14 protein-coding genes, 2 tRNA genes and 3 rRNA genes are annotated in these 20,246 nt (G+C 63.2%); 13 read left to right on the top strand and 6 right to left on the bottom strand.

The features are described 5' to 3' along the window. Positions 1 to 4 precede the first annotated feature (4 nt). Both HH212_RS09645 and HH212_RS09640 read left to right on the top strand, forming a co-directional pair. The gene (locus HH212_RS09645) at positions 5 to 1,003 is read left to right on the top strand and encodes an FAD binding domain-containing protein (RefSeq protein ID WP_170202283.1); all 999 of its coding nucleotides are present in this window, start codon (positions 5 to 7) and stop codon (positions 1,001 to 1,003) included. Continuing rightward, on the top strand, positions 1,000 to 3,252 hold the full coding sequence (locus tag HH212_RS09640; protein ID WP_170202282.1) for a xanthine dehydrogenase family protein molybdopterin-binding subunit: 2,253 nt from the start codon (positions 1,000 to 1,002) through the stop codon (positions 3,250 to 3,252). The genes HH212_RS09645 and HH212_RS09640 overlap by 4 nt, the downstream gene beginning before the upstream one ends. Before the next feature lie 228 nt (positions 3,253 to 3,480). Here HH212_RS09640 and rrf read toward each other — a convergent pair. The 5 genes from rrf to HH212_RS09615 form a co-directional block, all read right to left on the bottom strand. Continuing rightward, positions 3,481 to 3,593 (bottom strand): 5S ribosomal RNA (rrf, locus tag HH212_RS09635). A gap of 134 nt (positions 3,594 to 3,727) precedes the next feature. Then, positions 3,728 to 6,604 (bottom strand): 23S ribosomal RNA (locus tag HH212_RS09630). A 233-nt stretch (positions 6,605 to 6,837) separates the two neighbouring features. Continuing rightward, positions 6,838 to 6,913: transfer RNA gene (locus tag HH212_RS09625), tRNA-Ala, on the bottom strand. Positions 6,914 to 6,937: 24 nt separating this feature from the next. Further along, positions 6,938 to 7,014: transfer RNA gene (locus HH212_RS09620), tRNA-Ile, on the bottom strand. Between the two features lie 80 nt (positions 7,015 to 7,094). Continuing rightward, a 16S ribosomal RNA gene (locus tag HH212_RS09615) occupies positions 7,095 to 8,623 on the bottom strand. The 16S, 23S and 5S rRNA genes sit together here with 2 tRNA genes alongside, the layout of an rRNA operon. Positions 8,624 to 9,115: 492 nt before the next feature. Here HH212_RS09615 and HH212_RS09610 point away from each other — a divergent pair. From HH212_RS09610 to HH212_RS09560, 11 genes are all read left to right on the top strand, one after another. Then, on the top strand, positions 9,116 to 10,648 hold the full coding sequence (locus HH212_RS09610) for a B12-binding domain-containing radical SAM protein (RefSeq protein ID WP_170202281.1): 1,533 nt from the start codon (positions 9,116 to 9,118) through the stop codon (positions 10,646 to 10,648). Positions 10,649 to 10,704: 56 nt separating this feature from the next. Beyond that, a complete protein-coding gene (locus tag HH212_RS09605) occupies positions 10,705 to 11,835 on the top strand; it encodes an MlaE family ABC transporter permease (protein WP_170202280.1) in 1,131 nt (376 codons plus the stop codon). Continuing rightward, positions 11,835 to 12,737, top strand: a complete 903-nt coding sequence (locus HH212_RS09600) for an ABC transporter ATP-binding protein (RefSeq protein WP_170202279.1) — start codon at positions 11,835 to 11,837, stop codon at positions 12,735 to 12,737. Before HH212_RS09605 ends, HH212_RS09600 begins: the two co-directional genes overlap by 1 nt. 1 nt (position 12,738) lies before the next feature. After that, a complete protein-coding gene (locus HH212_RS09595) occupies positions 12,739 to 13,686 on the top strand; it encodes an MlaD family protein (protein WP_170202278.1) in 948 nt (315 codons plus the stop codon). An 11-nt stretch (positions 13,687 to 13,697) separates the two neighbouring features. Continuing rightward, entirely contained in the window at positions 13,698 to 14,348 is a 651-nt protein-coding gene (locus tag HH212_RS09590; RefSeq protein ID WP_170202277.1) for an ABC-type transport auxiliary lipoprotein family protein, read from the top strand. Beyond that, positions 14,345 to 15,598, top strand: a complete 1,254-nt coding sequence (locus HH212_RS09585) for a VanZ family protein (RefSeq protein ID WP_170202276.1) — start codon at positions 14,345 to 14,347, stop codon at positions 15,596 to 15,598. The genes HH212_RS09590 and HH212_RS09585 overlap by 4 nt, the downstream gene beginning before the upstream one ends. 87 nt (positions 15,599 to 15,685) lie before the next feature. Continuing rightward, positions 15,686 to 16,012, top strand: a complete 327-nt coding sequence (locus tag HH212_RS09580) for a (2Fe-2S) ferredoxin domain-containing protein (RefSeq protein WP_170202275.1) — start codon at positions 15,686 to 15,688, stop codon at positions 16,010 to 16,012. A gap of 7 nt (positions 16,013 to 16,019) precedes the next feature. Continuing rightward, the gene (locus tag HH212_RS09575) at positions 16,020 to 16,670 is read left to right on the top strand and encodes an alpha/beta hydrolase (RefSeq protein WP_170202274.1); all 651 of its coding nucleotides are present in this window, start codon (positions 16,020 to 16,022) and stop codon (positions 16,668 to 16,670) included. A 96-nt stretch (positions 16,671 to 16,766) separates the two neighbouring features. Continuing rightward, positions 16,767 to 17,915: a D-alanyl-D-alanine carboxypeptidase family protein gene (locus HH212_RS09570; RefSeq protein ID WP_170202273.1), complete on the top strand. Its 1,149-nt coding sequence runs from the start codon at positions 16,767 to 16,769 to the stop codon at positions 17,913 to 17,915. Between the two features lie 285 nt (positions 17,916 to 18,200). Continuing rightward, positions 18,201 to 19,127, top strand: coding sequence for an aldo/keto reductase (locus HH212_RS09565; RefSeq protein ID WP_170202272.1), 927 nt, complete (start codon positions 18,201 to 18,203; stop codon positions 19,125 to 19,127). A 13-nt stretch (positions 19,128 to 19,140) separates the two neighbouring features. Beyond that, complete coding sequence (locus HH212_RS09560; protein ID WP_170202271.1) at positions 19,141 to 19,449, top strand: metal-sensitive transcriptional regulator; 309 nt, start codon at positions 19,141 to 19,143, stop codon at positions 19,447 to 19,449. Positions 19,450 to 19,458: 9 nt separating this feature from the next. Here HH212_RS09560 and pssA read toward each other — a convergent pair whose 3' ends face one another. Next, complete coding sequence (pssA, locus tag HH212_RS09555) at positions 19,459 to 20,232, bottom strand: CDP-diacylglycerol--serine O-phosphatidyltransferase (RefSeq protein WP_229217649.1); 774 nt, start codon at positions 20,230 to 20,232, stop codon at positions 19,459 to 19,461. Between the last annotated feature and the right edge of the window lie 14 nt (positions 20,233 to 20,246).

Below are 20,246 nucleotides of genomic sequence, written 5' to 3'. Positions count from 1 at the left end.
GCGCATGCATTCCATCGAATTCGACCAGGCCGTCGACCCGGCGTCGGCGCTGCGCCTGGTCCAGCAGCCGAACAGCAAGTTCATCGGCGGCGGCACCAACCTGATCGACCTCATGAAAGGCGACGTCGAGCGGCCGGCGCGCCTGGTCGACATCAACCACATCGGGCTGGCGGACATCACCGAGCTGCCCGGCGGCGGCCTGCGCATCGGCGCGCTGGCGCGCAACAGCGACACCGCCAACCATTTGCTGGTGCGCACCCGCTATCCGCTGCTGACGCAGGCGCTGCTGGCGGGCGCCTCGCCGCAGCTGTGCAACATGGCGACGGTCGGCGGCAACCTGCTGCAACGCACGCGCTGTCCCTACTTCATGGACACCGCCTTCGCCATGTGCAACAAGCGCGCGCCCGGCAGCGGCTGTGGGGCACGCGAGGGCGTCAACCGCACGCATGCGATCCTGGGCACAAGCGACGCCTGCATCGCGGTGAATCCGTCGGACATGAACGTGGCCCTGGCCGCGCTCGACGCGGTGGTGCAGGTCAGCGGGCCGCGCGGCGCGCGCAGCATTCCGATACTGGAATTCCATCGCCTGCCGGGCGCGACGCCGCAGGTCGACACCGTGCTGCAGCCGGGCGAACTGATCACGTCGGTCGACCTGCCGCCGCCGCTGTTCGCGCGTCACACCCACTATCTGAAGGTACGCGACCGCAACAGTTACGCGTTCGCGCTGGTCTCGGTGGCGGCGGCGCTGGACGTCTCCGGCGGCGTGGTGCGCCAGGCGCGCATCGCCCTCGGCGGCGTCGCGCACAAGCCATGGCGCATGCCGGCGGCGGAGGCGCTGCTGGCCGGGCATGCGCTCGACGATGCGCGCTCGAATCACGCCGCCGCGCTGCTCCTGGCAGGGGCGCACGGCTTCAAGGACAACCGATTCAAGATCAAGCTCGCCGAACGCGCCATCGTGCGCGCCCTGCGCGAAGCCCAGGACAACGCCGGAGGAAGCGCATGAGTGTCATCGGACAAGGAATCGACCGCCTCGACGGCCGTTTGAAGGTCACCGGCCAGGCGACCTATTCGGCCGAGCACAAGCTGCCGCGCCTGGCGCACGGCGTGATGGTGCTGTCGACGGTGCCGAAGGGACGCATCACGGCGATCGACAGCGCGATGGTGAAACGCATGCCGGGCGTGATACTGGTGCTGACGCACGAGAATGCGCCGCGCCTGCCCAAGCCCAAGGAAGGAGGCGAAGGCAAGACCGGCGGCGGCGAGCAGTCGAAGCCGGACCAGAAGAAGCAGCCGCCGAACCCGAAGTTGTCGCTGCTGCAGGACGACCGCGTCCAGTACAACGCGCAGCCGATCGCGGTGGTGGTGGCGGACACCTTCGAGCATGCGCGCGCCGCAGCGCGCAGCCTGCAGGTGCGCTATGCCGCCGAACCGGCGCAGCTGGATTTCCAGCAGGCCAAGCTGCGTCCGCGCCGCCCCGAGCCGCAACCCGACCGGCCGCCCGAGACCGGGCGCGGCAACGCGGTGCGCGGCCTGGAAAGCGCGGCCTCGCGCATCGACGTCACCTTCACCACGCCGATGGAAAACCACAATCCGCTCGAGCCGCACGCGACCATCGCGGATTGGCAAGCGGAGGGATTGACGCTGTACGACTCGACCCAGAACGTCAGCGGCGTGCGCAAGGTGGCGGCCCAGACCTTCGGTATCGACGTCGAAAGAATCCGCGTCGTGTGTCCGTTCGTGGGCGGCGGCTTCGGCAGCAAGGGCACGACCTGGTCGCATGTGATGCTGGCGGCGATGGCCTCGCGCGTCGCCGGCGTGCCGGTGAAACTGGCGCTCGAGCGCACGCAGATGTACGGGCCGGTCGGCGCCCGTCCGCTGACTGAGCAGCACTTGCGCCTGGGCGCCAGCCGTGACGGCAAGCTGCTGGCCGTCATGCACGACACCATCTCCAGCACCTCGTTCGTGGACGACTTCGTCGAGCCCTGCACTGCTGTCACCCGTAAAGCCTATGCCAGCGACAGCCTGCAGACTTCGCAGCGCCTGGCGACGCTGAACGTCGGCGTACCGACCTACATGCGCGCGCCGGGCGAATCGAGCGGCAGCTTCGCGCTGGAATCGGCGATGGACGAACTGGCCTACGCCCTCGACATGGATCCAGTGCGGCTGCGCCTGTTGAACTATGCCGAGAAGGATCCGGAGAAGGACATTCCGTGGTCGAGCAAGTCGCTGCGCGAGTGCTACCGGGTCGGCGCCGAGCGCTTCGGCTGGGCGCGCCGCACAGCGGCGCCGGGATCGATGCGCAAGGGACGCACGCTGGTCGGCTGGGGCATGGCGACCTGCGCCTACCCGGCCAACCGCAAGGGCGCCAAAGCCTCGGCATTGATCAATGCGGACGGCACGGCGCTGGTGCGCAGCGGTACCCACGACCTGGGTACCGGCACCTATACGGTAATGACGCAGGTGGCGGCCGACGCGCTGGGCATGCCGGTATCGACCATCCGCTTCGAGCTGGGCGACACGCGCTTTCCGGAAGCGCCGGTATCGGGCGGCTCGCAGACGGTGGCCAGCGTCGGCCCGGCCGTGTACCAGGCGGCGACCGCGGCGCGCGACAAGCTGATCGCGACGGCGCTGGGCGACAGCGCCTCGCCGCTGCACGGCTTGACTCCAGCCGATATCGAAGCGGTCGACGGCTGGCTGCGCGCCAAGGCCGATCCACAACGGCGCGAGGCCATGGGCGCGGTAGTGGCGCGCAACGGCGGCAAGCCGATCGGCGCCGAAGCCAGCGCCGACCAGGGTGACGAAAAGAAGCGCTACGCGATGCAGGCTTTCGGCGCGGTGTTCGTCGAAGTGCACGTGGACCCGGACCTCGGCACGGTGCGGGTGCCGCGCGTGGTCGGCGCATACGGCGTGGGCCGCGTATTGAACAGCAAAACCACGCACAGCCAGCTGATGGGCGGGATCGTCTGGGGACTCGGCATGGGCCTGATGGAAAAGACGGAAATGGATTGGCGTTTCGGGCGCGCGGTGAATGCCAACCTGGCCGATTACCACGTGCCGGTGAATGCCGATATCGGCGACATCGACATCACGGTGGTGGACGAGCATGACCCGCACATCAACGAGCTCGGTACCAAGGGCGTGGGCGAGATCGGGATCACCGGGGTGGCGGCAGCGGTCGCGAATGCGATCTATCACGCGACGGGCAAGCGGATCCGGGATTTGCCGATTACGCCGGACAAGCTGGTCGTTTGATTCGTAATCAAGAAACAGCGTCAGTATCGTCGTCCCCGCGCAGGCGGGGACCCATGCTGAATGTCCAATTTATTATCTTGGAACCATTGGGGCAACTCTTGAGTTACCGGATTCTGTTGCTCAATATGGATCTCCGCCTGCGCGGGGACAACGCTGTTCGGTGCCGAAACAAAAATACAAAGCAAAAAGCCCCGCTCAGTTCACTGAGCGGGGCTTTGCTTATAACTAGCCTGACGATAACCTACTTTCACACTGGTTGCAGCACTATCATCGGCGCAAAGTCGTTTCACGGTCCTGTTCGGGATGGGAAGGGGTGGTACCGACTTGCTATGGTCATCAGGCATGACTTGTACGGGTGCGTCGTGCTGTGCGCGACGCCACCCTGAATCTGGAAGAAGTATTTTCTGTAATCTGTGGTGTTGCCTGTATCAACAAACAGCCGAACCCTCGTCTTTGGCATGACTGCCAAGGTTATAGGGACAAGCCGTACGGGCAATTAGTACTGGTTAGCTTAATGCATTACTGCACTTCCACACCCAGCCTATCAACGTCCTGGTCTCGAACGACCCTTCAAGGAGCTCAAGGCTCCGGGAAATCTCATCTCAAGGCGAGTTTCCCGCTTAGATGCTTTCAGCGGTTATCTCTTCCGAACTTAGCTACCCGGCAATGCCACTGGCGTGACAACCGGTACACCAGAGGTTCGTCCACTCCGGTCCTCTCGTACTAGGAGCAGCCCCCTTCAAATTTCCAACGCCCACGGCAGATAGGGACCAAACTGTCTCACGACGTTTTAAACCCAGCTCACGTACCACTTTAAATGGCGAACAGCCATACCCTTGGGACCGGCTACAGCCCCAGGATGTGATGAGCCGACATCGAGGTGCCAAACTCCCCCGTCGATATGAACTCTTGGGAGGAATCAGCCTGTTATCCCCAGAGTACCTTTTATCCGTTGAGCGATGGCCCTTCCATACAGAACCACCGGATCACTATGTCCTACTTTCGTACCTGCTCGACTTGTCGGTCTCGCAGTTAAGCACGCTTATGCCATTGCACTATTAGCACGATGTCCGACCGTACCTAGCGTACCTTCGAACTCCTCCGTTACACTTTAGGAGGAGACCGCCCCAGTCAAACTGCCTACCATGCACTGTCCCCGACCCGGATCACGGGCCAAGGTTAGAACCTCAAACAAACCAGGGTGGTATTTCAAGGATGGCTCCACGAGAACTGGCGTCCCCGCTTCAAAGCCTCCCACCTATCCTACACAGATTGGTTCAAAGTCCAATGCAAAGCTACAGTAAAGGTTCATGGGGTCTTTCCGTCTAGCCGCGGGTAGATTGCATCATCACAAACATTTCAACTTCGCTGAGTCTCGGGAGGAGACAGTGTGGCCATCGTTACGCCATTCGTGCAGGTCGGAACTTACCCGACAAGGAATTTCGCTACCTTAGGACCGTTATAGTTACGGCCGCCGTTTACTGGGACTTCAATCAAGAGCTTGCACCCCATCATTTAATCTTCCAGCACCGGGCAGGCGTCACACCCTATACGTCCACTTTCGTGTTTGCAGAGTGCTGTGTTTTTATTAAACAGTCGCAGCCACCAGTTTATTGCAACCCTTTCACCCTTCTGCAGCAAAGCAGTCAAGTTACCGGGGCGTACCTTTTCCCGAAGTTACGGTACCAATTTGCCGAGTTCCTTCTCCCGAGTTCTCTCAAGCGCCTTAGAATACTCATCTCGCCCACCTGTGTCGGTTTGCGGTACGGTCTCGTATGACTGAAGCTTAGAGGCTTTTCTTGGAACCACTTCCGATTGCTTCGTAGCACATGGCTACACGTCCCAGTCCCTTGAATCCTGCGCCCGGATTTGCCTAAGCGCCTTCTATGAACCAGAAACCAGCTATTCCAACAGCTGGACAACCTTCCGCGATCCGTCCCCCCATCGCATCATACGACGGTGCAGGAATATTAACCTGCTTCCCATCAGCTACGCATCTCTGCCTCGCCTTAGGGGCCGACTCACCCTGCTCCGATGAACGTTGAACAGGAAACCTTGGGCTTACGGCGTGCGGGCTTTTCACCCGCATTATCGCTACTCATGTCAGCATTCGCACTTCCGATACCTCCAGCATCCTTTACAAGACACCTTCTCAGGCTTACGGAACGCTCTCCTACCATATCCAATAAAGGATATCCGCAGCTTCGGTGACTGGCTTAGCCCCGTTACATCTTCCGCGCAGGACGACTCGATCAGTGAGCTATTACGCTTTCTTTAAATGATGGCTGCTTCTAAGCCAACATCCTGACTGTTTTAGCCTTCCCACTTCGTTTTCCACTTAGCCAATCTTTGGGACCTTAGCTGGCGGTCTGGGTTGTTTCCCTCTTGACGCCGGACGTTAGCACCCGACGTCTGTCTCCCAAGCTCGCACTCATCGGTATTCGGAGTTTGCAATGGTTTGGTAAGTCGCAATGACCCCCTAGCCATAACAGTGCTCTACCCCCGATGGTGATACTTGAGGCACTACCTAAATAGTTTTCGGAGAGAACCAGCTATTTCCAGGTTTGTTTAGCCTTTCACCCCTACCCACAGCTCATCCCCTAATTTTTCAACATTAGTGGGTTCGGACCTCCAGGGCGTGTTACCGCACCTTCATCCTGGCCATGGGTAGATCACCTGGTTTCGGGTCTACACCCAGCGACTGTCGCCCTGTTCGGACTCGATTTCTCTACGGCTCCCCTATCCGGTTAACCTCGCCACTGAATGTAAGTCGCTGACCCATTATACAAAAGGTACGCCGTCACCCCACGAAGGGGCTCCGACTGTTTGTATGCACACGGTTTCAGGATCTATTTCACTCCCCTCCCGGGGTTCTTTTCGCCTTTCCCTCACGGTACTGGTTCACTATCGGTCGATTACGAGTATTTAGCCTTGGAGGATGGTCCCCCCATCTTCAGACAGGATTTCTCGTGTCCCGCCCTACTTGTCGTACGCTTAGTATCACCGTTCGGATTTCATGTACGGGGCTATCACCCGCTATGGCCGGAGTTTCCAATCCGTTCCACTATCCGATCGACTATCGCGTACAAGGCTCATCCCATTTCGCTCGCCACTACTTTGGGAATCTCGGTTGATTTCTTTTCCTGCAGCTACTTAGATGTTTCAGTTCGCCGCGTTCGCTTCGTACACCTATGTATTCAGTGTACGATGACCTATAAGGCCGGGTTTCCCCATTCGGAAATCTGCGGATCAAAGCTCGTTTGCTAGCTCCCCGCAGCTTATCGCAAGCTACTACGTCCTTCATCGCCTGTAATCGCCAAGGCATCCACCATGTGCACTTATTCACTTGTCCCTATAACGTTGGCCCCTGCATGAGTGTCAGGGAACGTCATAATTACAAGAGTTCAGCTTACTTTGTTTGTTGATACATACAGATTACTACCCTAAGTGTGCATTTGATCTTTCGACCAACTACACGCTTAAAGAAAACTTTACTTCTTCCAGATTGTTAAAGAACGAAAAAACAGTGATCTCGAAAAGACCAAACCTAAACGCATGCTCTCGCATCGCTTACGTTTGAACTTTTGGTGGAGGATGACGGGATCGAACCGACGACCCCCTGCTTGCAAAGCAGGTGCTCTCCCAGCTGAGCTAATCCCCCGGTACGTGCTACCCGGCGACAACTTGGTAGGGCTGGTTGGACTCGAACCAACGACCCCCGCGTTATCAACACGGTGCTCTAACCAGCTGAGCTACAGCCCCGAAACACTGTTCTTTACTGTTCAACAGCCGATAAGCGTGGACGCTTGATGACAGAGCTTTCGCTCTTGGTGCTACTCTAGAAAGGAGGTGATCCAGCCGCACCTTCCGATACGGCTACCTTGTTACGACTTCACCCCAGTCACGAATCCTACCGTGGTAAGCGCCCCCCTTGCGGTTAAGCTACCTACTTCTGGTAAAACCCGCTCCCATGGTGTGACGGGCGGTGTGTACAAGACCCGGGAACGTATTCACCGCGGCATGCTGATCCGCGATTACTAGCGATTCCAACTTCACGCAGTCGAGTTGCAGACTGCGATCCGGACTACGATACACTTTCTGGGATTAGCTCCCCCTCGCGGGTTGGCGGCCCTCTGTATGTACCATTGTATGACGTGTGAAGCCCTACCCATAAGGGCCATGAGGACTTGACGTCATCCCCACCTTCCTCCGGTTTGTCACCGGCAGTCTCATTAGAGTGCCCTTTCGTAGCAACTAATGACAAGGGTTGCGCTCGTTGCGGGACTTAACCCAACATCTCACGACACGAGCTGACGACAGCCATGCAGCACCTGTGTTCAGGCTCCCTTTCGGGCACACTCCAATCTCTCGGAGCTTCCTGACATGTCAAGGGTAGGTAAGGTTTTTCGCGTTGCATCGAATTAATCCACATCATCCACCGCTTGTGCGGGTCCCCGTCAATTCCTTTGAGTTTTAATCTTGCGACCGTACTCCCCAGGCGGTCTACTTCACGCGTTAGCTGCGTTACCAAGTTAATTAAAACCCGACAACTAGTAGACATCGTTTAGGGCGTGGACTACCAGGGTATCTAATCCTGTTTGCTCCCCACGCTTTCGTGCATGAGCGTCAGTCTTGACCCAGGGGGCTGCCTTCGCCATCGGTGTTCCTCCACATCTCTACGCATTTCACTGCTACACGTGGAATTCTACCCCCCTCTGCCAGACTCCAGCCTTGCAGTCTCCAACGCAATTCCCAGGTTGAGCCCGGGGATTTCACGTCAGACTTACAAAACCGCCTGCGCACGCTTTACGCCCAGTAATTCCGATTAACGCTCGCACCCTACGTATTACCGCGGCTGCTGGCACGTAGTTAGCCGGTGCTTATTCTTCAGGTACCGTCATTAGCCGGAGATATTAGCCCCAACCGTTTCTTCCCTGACAAAAGAGCTTTACAACCCGAAGGCCTTCTTCACTCACGCGGCATTGCTGGATCAGGCTTGCGCCCATTGTCCAAAATTCCCCACTGCTGCCTCCCGTAGGAGTCTGGGCCGTGTCTCAGTCCCAGTGTGGCTGGTCGTCCTCTCAGACCAGCTACTGATCGTCGCCTTGGTGAGCCTTTACCTCACCAACTAGCTAATCAGATATCGGCCGCTCCAGGAGCACGAGGTCTTGCGATCCCCCGCTTTCATCCATAGATCGTATGCGGTATTAGCGTAACTTTCGCTACGTTATCCCCCACTCTTGGGTACGTTCCGATATATTACTCACCCGTTCGCCACTCGCCGCCAGGTTGCCCCGCGCTGCCGTTCGACTTGCATGTGTAAAGCATGCCGCCAGCGTTCAATCTGAGCCAGGATCAAACTCTTCAGTTCAATCTCTGTTTGTTGGCATTGCTGCCACCCTTGGGTTACCAAGGGGTCGCTCACTCAAAATACTGACCGTCGCTCATTGCTGAGCAACGTATTTCTTTTTTGTGAACACTTGATAATTTAAGTAATCGGCAGCGCTTTCGCAACTGCCGGCACCTTCATCAAACGCCCACACTTATCGACTGTTTATTGTTAAAGAACTCGTATTCGGACCTGCCTTGCTGCATTCTGCGAATCGTTTTGTTCGTCAGCAGCAGAGAAGCGAGATTATGCAGTGTTTCGTTTGCATCGTCAACTTCTTTTATTTCGCGTCTCGCGGAAACGTTTCGGTCAACAACGGCTTTAACTACTGCTGCACCGTTCGATCAACCGTCGTTTTCGACGAGGGAAAGAATGATATCAAGGCCGCAGCATTCCCGCAAGCCCTGCGCAATCGAATTCGGCCGGTGCACCCGCGTACAATGGCCGCTTTATTCCTCCCTCCAGCGCACCGCCATGACCATCCTGCTCGCCACCCTGAATGCGCGCTATGCCCACGCGTCGCTCGGACTACGCTATTTGCTGGCGAACATGGGCACATTGAAGGAGCAGACCGCGCTGATGGAATTCGTCATCGGCGCCAAGACCACCGACGTGGTCGAACGCTTGCTGGCGCGCGCACCCAGCATCGTCGGCTTCGGCGTCTATATATGGAACGTCGAGGAAACCGCACGGGTCGTCGCCATGCTCAAGCGCGTCGCGCCGCAGGTGACGGTGGTATTGGGCGGTCCCGAGGTGTCGTACGAGACCGGCCAGCAAGAGATCGTGCGCCTGGCCGACTACGTCGTCACCGGCTGGGGCGACGTCACCTTCCCCAAGCTGTGCGGCGAGATCCTGCATGGTCCCAAGCCGCTGATGAAGGTGCACGCCGGCGTGCAGCCGCCGATGGCGGACATCGCCCTGCCCTATTCCCTCTACAGCGACGACGACATCGCCCACCGCACCATCTATGTGGAAGCCTCGCGCGGCTGCCCGTTCAAGTGCGAGTTCTGCCTGTCGTCGCTGGACAAGACCGCCTGGCCATTCGGCCTTGACACCTTCCTGGCCGAGATGGAAGACCTGTACCGGCGCGGCGCCCGCCTGTACAAATTCGTCGACCGCACCTTCAACCTGAACGTCAAGACCAGCCAGCGCATCATGCAGTTCTTCCTGGACAAGCTGGCGGCGGCGCCCGGCGATCCGGTGTATGCCCACTTCGAACTGGTGCCCGACCACCTGCCGGAAGCGCTCAAGGAAACCATCGCCCGCTTCCCGCCCGGCGCGCTGCAGTTCGAGATCGGCATCCAGAGTTTCAACCCAGAGGTGCAGGCCCTGGTGAGCCGGCGCCAGGACAACGTCAAGGCTGCCGCCAACATCCGCTGGCTGACCGAACACTCGCACGCCCACCTGCACGTCGACCTGATCGCCGGCCTGCCGGGAGAAGACGTGGACAGCTTCGCGCGCGGCTTCGACCAGCTGGTGGCGCTCGGCCCGCACGAGATCCAGTTCGGCATCCTGAAACGCCTGCGCGGCACGCCGATCATCCGCCATACCGAACCCTACGGCATGGTGTACGACCCGTACCCGCCCTACACCGTGCTGGCCACCGACCGCATCGACTTCTCGACCATGCAGCGGCTGGTACGCTTCGCGCGCTACTGGGACCTGGTGGCGAATTCGGGCCGCTTCGCGCACACGGTCGAGGCCATCCTGGGCGAGGCGCCATTCGCCAACTTCATGGCCTTGTCCGACTGGCTGTACACCAGGACCGACGCCACCCACCGCATCGCCCTGGAACGCCTGGCGAAACTGGTGCAGGAATGGCTGCAGCTGCGCGGCATGGCGCCGCAGGCGGCAGCCGAACTGCTGGCCAGCGACTATGCCGGCCAGCAGAATGGCCAGCGCGCGGACAAGCCGGCGGCCAAGGCAAGCGAGCCGGCCAGCGCGCCGGCCGCGCCGACAGCAGCACCCGCCGCACCGGCGCGCCAGGCCCGCCACCTGGCGGCCTGAGCACGCCAGGCGGCGCGCCGGTGGCACCCATGGCGAATCTCTTTTACACTCCTGCAATGCCGAGTGAAAATGCGCCAACATTAACGATCGAACATCCCAGTACCGGTACGGAGCGATCCGTGGTGGCGCACGGCGTTTGGCAGGTACATGCGCTGAGCCAGCGCGGGGCGCTCAAGGCGATCAACAAGACCCTCGATGCGCTGCGCGGGAACGACCTGACCTGGGACCTGTCCGGCATCGCCAGCCTCGATCACATCGGCGCCCAGATGTTCTGGAATGCCTGGGGCAAGCGCCGGCCGGACCGCTTGCTGCTGGACCCGCGCCAGGAAGACCTGTTCGCGCGCGTCGAAAAGGCCGGCAAGAACGCATTGCCGCGCACCCGCACCAGCCCGTTGAATTGGGTGATCGCGCTGGGCCGCGGCGTCCTGACCTTCTTCGAGCACATGCGCGGCGCGATCACCCTGATCGGCCAGGTGGTCCAGGACATCGGCCGCTTCATCCGCCATCCGATCACCGGGCCGTGGCGCGAAGTCTCGGCCAACATCTATCACTCCGGCTTCCAGGCGCTCGGCATCACGGCGCTGGTCGGCTTCCTGATCGGCGTGGTGCTCTCTTACCTGTCGGCGCAGCAGCTGCGCATGTTCGGCGGCGACATCTACCTGGTCAACATCCTCGGCATGAGCATCATCCGCGAACTCGGGCCGCTGCTGGCGGCGATCCTGGTCGCGGGCCGCTCCGGCTCGTCGATCACGGCGCAGCTGGGCGTGATGCGGGTGACCGAGGAACTCGACGCCATGCTGGTGATGGGCATCTCGCACGGCTACCGCCTGATCATGCCGAAGGTGGTGGCGCTCGCCGTCGCCATGCCGCTGCTGGTGGTCTGGACCGACGCCATGGCCCTGATCGGCGGCATGGCGTCGGCCAAGGTCGAGCTCGGCCTGACGGCGCGCTACTTTTTCCAGAAACTGCCGTCGGCGGTGCCGCTGGTGAACTACACCATCGGCATGGGCAAGGGCATCGCCTTCGGCATGCTGATCGCGCTGGTGTCCTGCCACTTCGGCCTGCGCATCAAGCCGAACACCGAAAGCCTGGGACGCGGCACCACCACCTCGGTGGTCACCGCGATCACCGTGGTGATCCTGGCCGACGCCGTGTTCGCGATCGTGTTTTCGGGAGTGGGATTCTGATGGACCAGCCGAACGCCGCGCCGCAGCCCGAGCGCCAGCCGGACGCCGATCCCGCCAAACCGGCGCGTGCGCCGCAGCGCCTGAACCGCAAGCCCGAGGAAGACGTCGGCCCGCCGGTGGTCGAGATCCGCAACCTGTGGACGCGCTTCGGCAAGACGGTCGTGCACCAGGACCTGAACCTCGACATCTACGGCGGCGAGATCCTGTCCATCGTCGGCGGCTCCGGCACCGGCAAGACGGTGTTGCTGCGCCAGATGCTGGGCCTGGAGCGGCCGTCCAGCGGTTCGGTGAAGGTGTTCGGCGAGGACGTCAGCGGCGCCAGCCCGGAGCAGCTGCAGCGCATGCGCAACCACTGGGGCATGCTGTTCCAGGAAGGCGCGCTGTACTCGGCCTTGACGGTGTTCGACAACATCGCCCTGCCGCTGCGCGAACTGAAGGCGCTGCCGGAGCCGGTGATCCGCGACGCCGTGCTGCTCAAGATGGACATGGTCGGCCTCGCCATCGGCGACGCCAAGAAGATGCCCTCGGACCTGTCGGGCGGGATGGTCAAGCGCGCCGCGCTGGCGCGCGCGCTGGCGCTGGAGCCGCAACTGCTGTTCCTGGACGAGCCGACCGCCGGCCTCGACCCGGACCTGTCCGACACCTTCGTCGAGCTGATCCAGACGCTGCACAGCGAACTGCACCTGACGGTGGTGATGGTGACCCACGACCTCGACAGCCTGTTCGCGCTGTCCTCGCGCATCGCCGTGCTGGCCGAGAAGCACGTGATCGCGGTCGGCCCCTCGTGCGACGTGCTGCGCGTGAAACACCCATTCATCAAACAATTTTTCCTCGGCCCGCGCGGCCAGCGCGCGCTGGAAGTGCTCGAAGAGCGCTATGCGCGCAAGGAATCGGAAGACTGACATGGAAAACAGATCGTATGCCCTGATGACCGGTTTTTTCACGGTGGCGCTGCTGGTGGCGGCGATCCTGGTCGGCCTGTGGCTGAACCGCGACCGCACCGAGACGCACCCGTACGAGATCGTCACCACCCAGACCATTCCCGGCCTGAATCCGCAGGCCACGGTGCGCTACCGCGGCCTCGAGGTCGGGCGCGTCGACGACATCGTGTTCGACCCGCGCGTGACCGGGCAGATCTTGATCAAGCTGTCGATCGAGGACGGCGCGCCGGTCACCACCACCACCTTTTCCTCGCTCGGCTACCAGGGCGTGACCGGCATCGCCTTCATCCAGCTCGACGACGACCGCACCGGCTCGCCGCTGCTAAAGAGCGATCCGGGCCGCGTGGCGCGCATCCCGCTGCGCCCGGGCCTGCTGGACCAGCTGGAAACGCGCGGCCTGGCGATCCTGGAAAAGACCGAGCGCATCACCGACAGCCTGAACACCGTGCTGAGCCAGCAGAACGCCGAGAAGCTGGCCGGCGCGATCGACAACGTCAGCAAGGCGGCCGAAGCCTTCGGCGAAGTGCCGCGCCAGCTGCAGCCGACCCTGGCGCGCCTGCCGGCGCTGGCCGGCAAGATGGACCAGACCATGAACTCGGTGAACCGCCTGGCCGACAGCGCCACCGCCACCGTGCAGAACTACGACCGCCTGGCCAGCAGCTTGCAGGCGCCGGGCGGCCCGGTCGAGCGCGTCGGCGCGGCCATCGATTCGCTCGGCGGCGTCACTGCCGACCTCGAGCTGCACACGCTGCCGCACGTGGTCGAGATGGCCGACGAGGCCAAGACCTCGCTGCGCGCCGTGCGCCGCACCGTGACCGGCCTGGGCGAGCGCCCGCAGAGCATCCTGTTCGGCGCGCCGGCCAACCAGCCCGGCCCCGGCGAACCCGGCTTCGTGCCACCGACCAAATAAGGAATCTTCCGATGCCGACCCCGTCCCGTACCCTGGCCGCCGTGCGTTCGCCGCTGCTCTGGGCGCCGGCCTTGTTCTCCCTGCTGCTGGCCGGCTGCGCATCGAACAAGGCGCCGCCGGCCACCCAGTTCGACTTCGGCCCGGCGGCGCCGCTCGCCGCACAAGGCGCCGCGCCCGCCGCCGCCGGCGCACTCGACGCGGTGGTGGTCACCGACGTCACCGGCTCCAGCGCGCTCGACAACGAACGCATGTTCTACCGCCTGAGCTACGCCGACCCGCTGCAGGCGCGCACCTACGCCAACAGCCGCTGGACCACCAATCCGCTGCAGATGATGACCCAGCGCATCAAGACGCGCATCGGCCAGTCGGGCGCCAAGGTGCTGTCGGAAACCGACGCCTCGGCCGGCATCCCGATCCTGCGCATCGACGTCGACGATTTCGTCCACGATTTCAGCGGCGTGAGCCAGAGCGCCGGCGTGGTGGCGGTGCGCGCCTCCCTGTTCAAGGGCCATACCCTGGTCGACCAGAAGCGCTTCGTGCGCAGCACGCCCGCGCCCAGCGCGGATGCCGCCGGCGGCGCGCGCGCGCTGGCCGCCAGCACCGACGCGGTCGCGGCCGACATGGTGGGCTGGCTCGGCGCGCTGAACCTGCAATCCCGATGAGCGACGCGCACGAAGGCGGCGCGCAGGGAGGCGATGCACGGCAAGACGGCGTGCAGCCGCCCGCGCCGCTGGCGCCCGCCGCGGCGGCGCAGTCTTCTCCCGTGCAGCCCGCCCCGCTTCCACCCGCCGACCCCGAGGACGACAACGGCCCGCGCTCGTCCCCGGTGGCGCGCGCCGCCCTGCTGGCGTATGTCCTGCTGATCGTGTACGCCAGCTGGTTCCCGTTCACCGGCTGGCGCAGCAGCGGCCTGTCGCCGTTCGCTTTCCTGAACCTGCAGCCGCAGCGCTACTGGACCGGCTTCGACGTGATGGTCAACGTAGTCGGCTACATGCCGCTGGGCGCACTGCTGGTGCTGTCGCTGTACCCGGCGCTGCGCGGCATCCTGGCGGTGCTGGCGGCGGGCGTGGGCGGCATCCTGATCTCGGGCACGATGGAGACGGTGCAGAACTTCCTGCCCAGCCGCGTGCCCTCCAACCTCGACCTGCTCACCAACTCCGGCGGCTGCCTGGCCGGCGCGATCGTCGGCGCGCTGCTGGCGCGCGGCCTGCTCGACCAGGGCCGCCTGTACCAGTTGCGGCGGCGCTGGTTCTCGGTGCATGCGAGCCAGGGCCTGGTGCTGATCGCGCTGTGGCCGCTGGCCCAGGTCTATCCGCAGGGTTTCCTGTTCGGGAACGGGCAAGTGCTGCCGCTGCTGTCGGAATGGCTGTCCGAGTGGCTCGACACCGACATCGACCTGGTCATGCTGCTGCGCGGCGACGCCGGCATCACGGTCGAGCAGTACTGGCTGTCCGAGACCGTGATCACCGCCTGCGGCATGGCCGGCGCCGCCCTGACGCTGCTGTGCCTGACCCGGCGCGGCGCGCCGCGCCTGTGGCTGGTGCTGGCGCTGATCGGCACCGGCCTGGTGACCAAGACCCTGGCCAGCTCGCTGTTCTTCACGCCCGAGAATGCGCTGGTGTGGATCACGCCGGGCGCCGAGGGCGGCTTCCTGATCGGCCTGATCATGCTGGCCGGCCTGGCCTTCGCGCCGCAGGTGGCGCAGCGCCGGCTGGCGGTGGTGACGCTGGTGCTGTCGCTGGTGGTGGTCAACACGATCCCGGCCAACCCGTATTTCGTCTCCACGCTGCAGGCCTGGAAGCAGGGCCAGTTCCTGAATTTCAATGGCGCGGCCCAGTTCCTGGGCATGGTATGGCCCTTCATCGCGCTGTGGTTCCTGCTGCTGCCCTCGCACCGGCTGAACCGTCCGTGAACCTAAGCGGACGGAAGCCCACGGCATAAGGGCGTATCATGGTGGCCGATGGCGGACACCGGCCGCGTTGACCCAATCGAGAACGACATGAACGACACCAAACCCTATTACGAGCACCACGTGTTCTTCTGCATGAACGAGCGCGAGGGCAAGGATTGCCGCGAGAGCTGCGGCGCGCACGGCGCCGAAGCCGCGCAAAAGCACGCCAAGAAGCGCGTCAAGGAACTCGACCTGAACGGCCACGGCCGCGTGCGCATCAACAAGGCCGGCTGCATGGACCGTTGCGAGGAAGGCCCGGTGCTGGTGGTCTACCCGCAAGGCACCTGGTACACCTACGTGGACAACGCGGACATCGACGAGATCATCGACCGCCACATCGGCAAGGGCGAAGTGGTCGAGCGCCTGAAAATCTGACGCCCACATGAACAAGCAATCGCAAAAGTTTTACCTGACCGGCCACGCCGGCAAGATGGAATGCGTGCTGGACGAACCCGAGGACGGCACGCCGCGCGGCATCGCCCTGGTGGCGCACCCTCACCCGCTGTACGGCGGCACCATGGACAACAAGGTGGCGCAGACGCTGGCGCGCGCCTTCGTCGGCCTCGGCTACGTGACGGCGCGCTTCAACTTCCGCGGCGTGGGCGCATCGGAAGGGGTGTACGACGACGGCCGCGGCGAAGTCGACGACATGGAAGTCATGTTCGATTACATGCTGCAGCAGTACCCCGGCCTGCCGGTGGCCTTGAGCGGCTTTTCGTTCGGCACCTTCGTGCAGGCCCAGCTGCAGCAACGCTTGACCGCCCAGGGCCGCCCCGCCGAGCGGCTGGCGCTGGTCGGCACCGCCGCCGGCAAGTGGCCGATGCCGCCGGTCCCGCCCGACACCATCCTGATCCACGGCGAACTCGACGACACCATCACACTGGCGCAGGTGTTCGAGTGGGCGCGCCCGCTCGACATCCCGGTGACCGTGATCCCGGGCGCCGACCATTTTTTCCACCGCAAGCTCGTGCACATCAAAAATCTCGTCGCGCAACTGTGGCGGCGTGACGGTGGTCCGGGCCCTGCCCTATAATTCACTGTCTTTTTCTTGGGCAATGCTCAAGGGGAAACCTTTGAGCACTGCCTGCGCATTGCGCCCCATCTTCTACTGCTCACCTCGTTTGCTCCCATGAAAAAGTTAATCGCGGCGCTCGCCGCCAGTGCCCTCCTGATGTCCGCCGCCAGCGCCCAGACCGTGCCGGCCCCGCAAATCGCCGCCCGTTCCTGGCTGCTGCTGGACGCCACCAGCGGCCAGATCATCGCCTCGCAGGATCCGGACGCGCGCATCGAACCGGCCTCGCTGACCAAGGTCATGACCGCCTACGTGGTGTTCGGCGCGCTGCGCGACAAGAAGCTCACGCTCGACCAGATGGTCAACGTGTCGGTGCGCGCCTGGAAGGTCGACGGCAGCAGCTCGAAGATGTTCATCGACCCGGCCACCCCGGTCAAGGTGAACGACCTGCTGTACGGCCTGATGGTCCAGTCGGGCAACGATGCGGCGGTGGCGCTGGCCGAGGCGGTGGCCGGCGACGAGGCCACCTTCGTGCACCTGATGAACGAGCAGGCCCAGCGCATGGGCATGACGAACACCCGCTTCGCCAACCCGCACGGCCTGCCCAGCCCGGACAATTTTTCCACCGCGCGCGATTTGTCGACACTGGCCTCGCACGTGATCAAGGACTTCCCCGAGTTCTACAAGATCGACTCGGTCAAGGAATTCACCTACAACAAGATCAAGCAGCAGAACCGCAACCGCCTGCTGTGGCTGGACCCGACCGTGGACGGCATGAAGACCGGCCACACCGAAGCCTCGGGCTTCAGTATGATCGCCTCGGCCCATCGCCCCAACGGCAACTCGGGCGAACGCCGCCTGATCTCGGTGCTGTCCGGCGCCACCTCGGACGGCAACCGCACCGCGGAAAGCCAGAAGCTGCTGAACTGGGGCTACCAGAACTTCGACACCGTCAAGCTGTACTCGAAGGGCCAGGCGATCCAGACCCCGGAAGTCTGGAAGGGTTCCAAATCGACCGTCAAGATCGGCTTCCTGAACGACGTGCTGGTGACGGTGCCGAAAGGCGTGGCGCAAAAGATGAAGCCGGTGCTGGAGCGCAAGGACCCGCTGGTGGCGCCGCTGCCGCGCAACGGCCGCGTCGGCACGCTGAAGATGATGGTGGACGGCAAACCGCTGCTGGCGCTGCCGGTGGTGGCGCTGGAGGAAGTGCCGGAAGCGTCGGTGTTCGGGCGGGCGTGGGATTCGATGCGCTTGTGGATGAAGTGACGATCGCAGCACACGTAGCGTCGTCCCCGCGCAGGCGGGGACCCATGCTGAGCATCCACAGTTGGTATTTCTGAAATATTCCAGTTGCTTCAATGGTAATGAATTCTGTTGCTCAGTATGGGTCCCCGCCTGCGCGGGGACGACGAGCTATGGGTTAAAGCAGAGATAACGATTATCTTGGACAGCAGTGCGCCTGCGCGGGAACGACGTTTTGAGGCAGCGATACATGGTTGGCATCGCTATAATCATGCAATCTCTGCAACCTGATCACCTGAAAGCACACCCATGACCCACGCCCTCCCCCACGACCTGTCCTGCCCGCGCATCCTGACCCGCGAAGGCGGACTCGAACTGTCGCGCGTGGTCGCCGGCATGTGGCGCATGGTCGACTGGGGCATGACGGTCGAGCAGCGCGTGGCCTTCATCGAGCAGTGCATCGCCATCGGCGTGACCTCGTTCGACCACGCCGACATCTACGGCAACTACGGCGTCGAGGGCCTGTTCGGCGAGGCGCTGCGTGCGCAGCCATCGCTGCGCGCGCGCATTCAGCTGGTCAGCAAGTGCGGCATCAAGCTCGTTTCCGGCAAGCGCCCGCAGCACACCATCCAGCACTACGACACGACTGTCGCCCACATCATCGCCTCGGCCGAGGAATCGCTACGCCAGCTGCACACCGACCGCCTCGACCTGCTGCTGATCCACCGTCCCGACCCGCTGATGGATTTCGACGAAGTCGCCGGCGCCTTCACGCGCCTGCGCGAGGCCGGCAAGGTGCTGCACTTCGGCGTGTCGAACTTCAGCCGCCACCAGTTCGAATCGCTCGACCGCCGCATCCGGCTCGCCACCAACCAGGTCGAGTTCTCGCCGCTGCACGTAGCGCCGCTGTTCGACGAGACCTTCGACGGCCTGCAGGACCGGGGCGTGGCGCCGATGATCTGGTCGCCGCTGGGCGGCGGCCGCCTGTTCAGCGCCAACGATGCCGGCGCCGAACAACTGCGCCTGGTGATCAAGGAAATCGCCGATCGCCTGCACCAGCCGTTCGCCAGCGTGGTCTTCGCCTGGATCATGCAGCTGCCGTCGCGCCCGATCCCGCTGACCGGCTCCGGACGCATCGAGGCGATCAAGGTGGCGGTGGCCGGCGCCGGCTTCCAGCTGGCGCGCACCGACTGGTTCGCGATCCTGCGCGCGGCGCGCGGCCACGAAGTCGCTTGAACCTTATTCTCCCATGCCCGATTCGCTGAAGATCGTCGAGGGGCGCGCCCTGAGCGCCCAGCAGAAAAAGGACCTGCTCAACCGCCTGGCGCGCGTGGAAGGCCAGCTGCGCGGCATCCAGAAGCTGGTGGCGCTGGCCGACGCGCCGTCCGATTGCGAGGCGGTGGCGCAGCAGATGGCGGCCGCGCGCAAGGCGCTCGACCGCTCCTTCGTGCAGCTGCTGACGGCCAGCATCGTCACCCATACCGGCAACGCGGCCGACATTGACGAAGCCAGGGAAAGCGCGGCGCGCCTGGCGGCCTTGTTCGACAAGTTCGCGTAACGCGAACGTTCAATCGTCGGCGTCGTCGAACACCTTGGGCGGCGCCACGCCGCGCCAACCGCCCTTCCACGCCATGTTCAGCAGCAGCGTGGCGGCGATATAGAACACGAAGAACAGCACGAAGAAGCGCGTCTGCAATAGTGCCAGCAAGACCACGCACACGCCGACCGCGGCGAGCAGCGTCGATTTTGGCTGCTTCGAGCTGGGAAAGCGCAGCGTCGACACCATTAGCGTGCCGACCCCGATCATCAGCGCCATCACCATGAAGGCCTGCGCCATGCTCGCCATCGGGTCCGGCCAGGCCACCACGACCGAGGCCACGCAGGCGGCGCCGGCGGTGATCGGCATGCCGACGAAGTAGCGCGGGTCGGTCTTGCCGACCATGACGTTGAAGCGCGCCAGGCGCAGCGCGCCGCAGGCGACGAACACGAAGCAGGCCAGGCCGCCCATGCGCACCAGGGTCGGGTGCGCCGCGCTCATCTGCGCGAAGCCGTAGCAGTACAGCAGCAGGCCGGGCGCGCAGCCGAAGTTCATCACGTCGGCGATCGAATCGAGCTGCACGCCGAAGGCCGACTGGGTGTTGGTGGCACGCGCCACGAAGCCGTCCAGCGCGTCGAACACGCCGGCCAGCACCAGCAGGATCGCGGCCAGGCGGTAGTCGGCGGGGTCGCCCACCTGGGCATTGTCGACCGAGATCACGATGCTGCCGAAGCCGCAGGCGATCGACAGCAGGGTCACGAAACTGGGCAGGGCGAACTTGGCGCGGGCGAGGCTGGGATTCAAATCGTTTGCTCGGA

The organism is Massilia forsythiae (genome assembly GCF_012849555.1).
Classification (GTDB): Bacteria; Pseudomonadota; Gammaproteobacteria; order Burkholderiales; family Burkholderiaceae_D; genus Telluria; species Telluria forsythiae.
This window is presented reverse-complemented; position numbering and strand designations above follow the sequence as displayed.

Coding starts and splice junctions, on each gene's coding strand:
- HH212_RS09645 (WP_170202283.1), top strand. CDS start 5: ATGCATTCCATCGAATTCGACCAGGCCGTCGACCCGGCGTCGGCGCTG.
- HH212_RS09640 (WP_170202282.1), top strand. CDS start 1,000: ATGAGTGTCATCGGACAAGGAATCGACCGCCTCGACGGCCGTTTGAAG.
- HH212_RS09610 (WP_170202281.1), top strand. CDS start 9,116: ATGACCATCCTGCTCGCCACCCTGAATGCGCGCTATGCCCACGCGTCG.
- HH212_RS09605 (WP_170202280.1), top strand. CDS start 10,705: ATGCCGAGTGAAAATGCGCCAACATTAACGATCGAACATCCCAGTACC.
- HH212_RS09600 (WP_170202279.1), top strand. CDS start 11,835: ATGGACCAGCCGAACGCCGCGCCGCAGCCCGAGCGCCAGCCGGACGCC.
- HH212_RS09595 (WP_170202278.1), top strand. CDS start 12,739: ATGGAAAACAGATCGTATGCCCTGATGACCGGTTTTTTCACGGTGGCG.
- HH212_RS09590 (WP_170202277.1), top strand. CDS start 13,698: ATGCCGACCCCGTCCCGTACCCTGGCCGCCGTGCGTTCGCCGCTGCTC.
- HH212_RS09585 (WP_170202276.1), top strand. CDS start 14,345: ATGAGCGACGCGCACGAAGGCGGCGCGCAGGGAGGCGATGCACGGCAA.
- HH212_RS09580 (WP_170202275.1), top strand. CDS start 15,686: ATGAACGACACCAAACCCTATTACGAGCACCACGTGTTCTTCTGCATG.
- HH212_RS09575 (WP_170202274.1), top strand. CDS start 16,020: ATGAACAAGCAATCGCAAAAGTTTTACCTGACCGGCCACGCCGGCAAG.
- HH212_RS09570 (WP_170202273.1), top strand. CDS start 16,767: ATGAAAAAGTTAATCGCGGCGCTCGCCGCCAGTGCCCTCCTGATGTCC.
- HH212_RS09565 (WP_170202272.1), top strand. CDS start 18,201: ATGACCCACGCCCTCCCCCACGACCTGTCCTGCCCGCGCATCCTGACC.
- HH212_RS09560 (WP_170202271.1), top strand. CDS start 19,141: ATGCCCGATTCGCTGAAGATCGTCGAGGGGCGCGCCCTGAGCGCCCAG.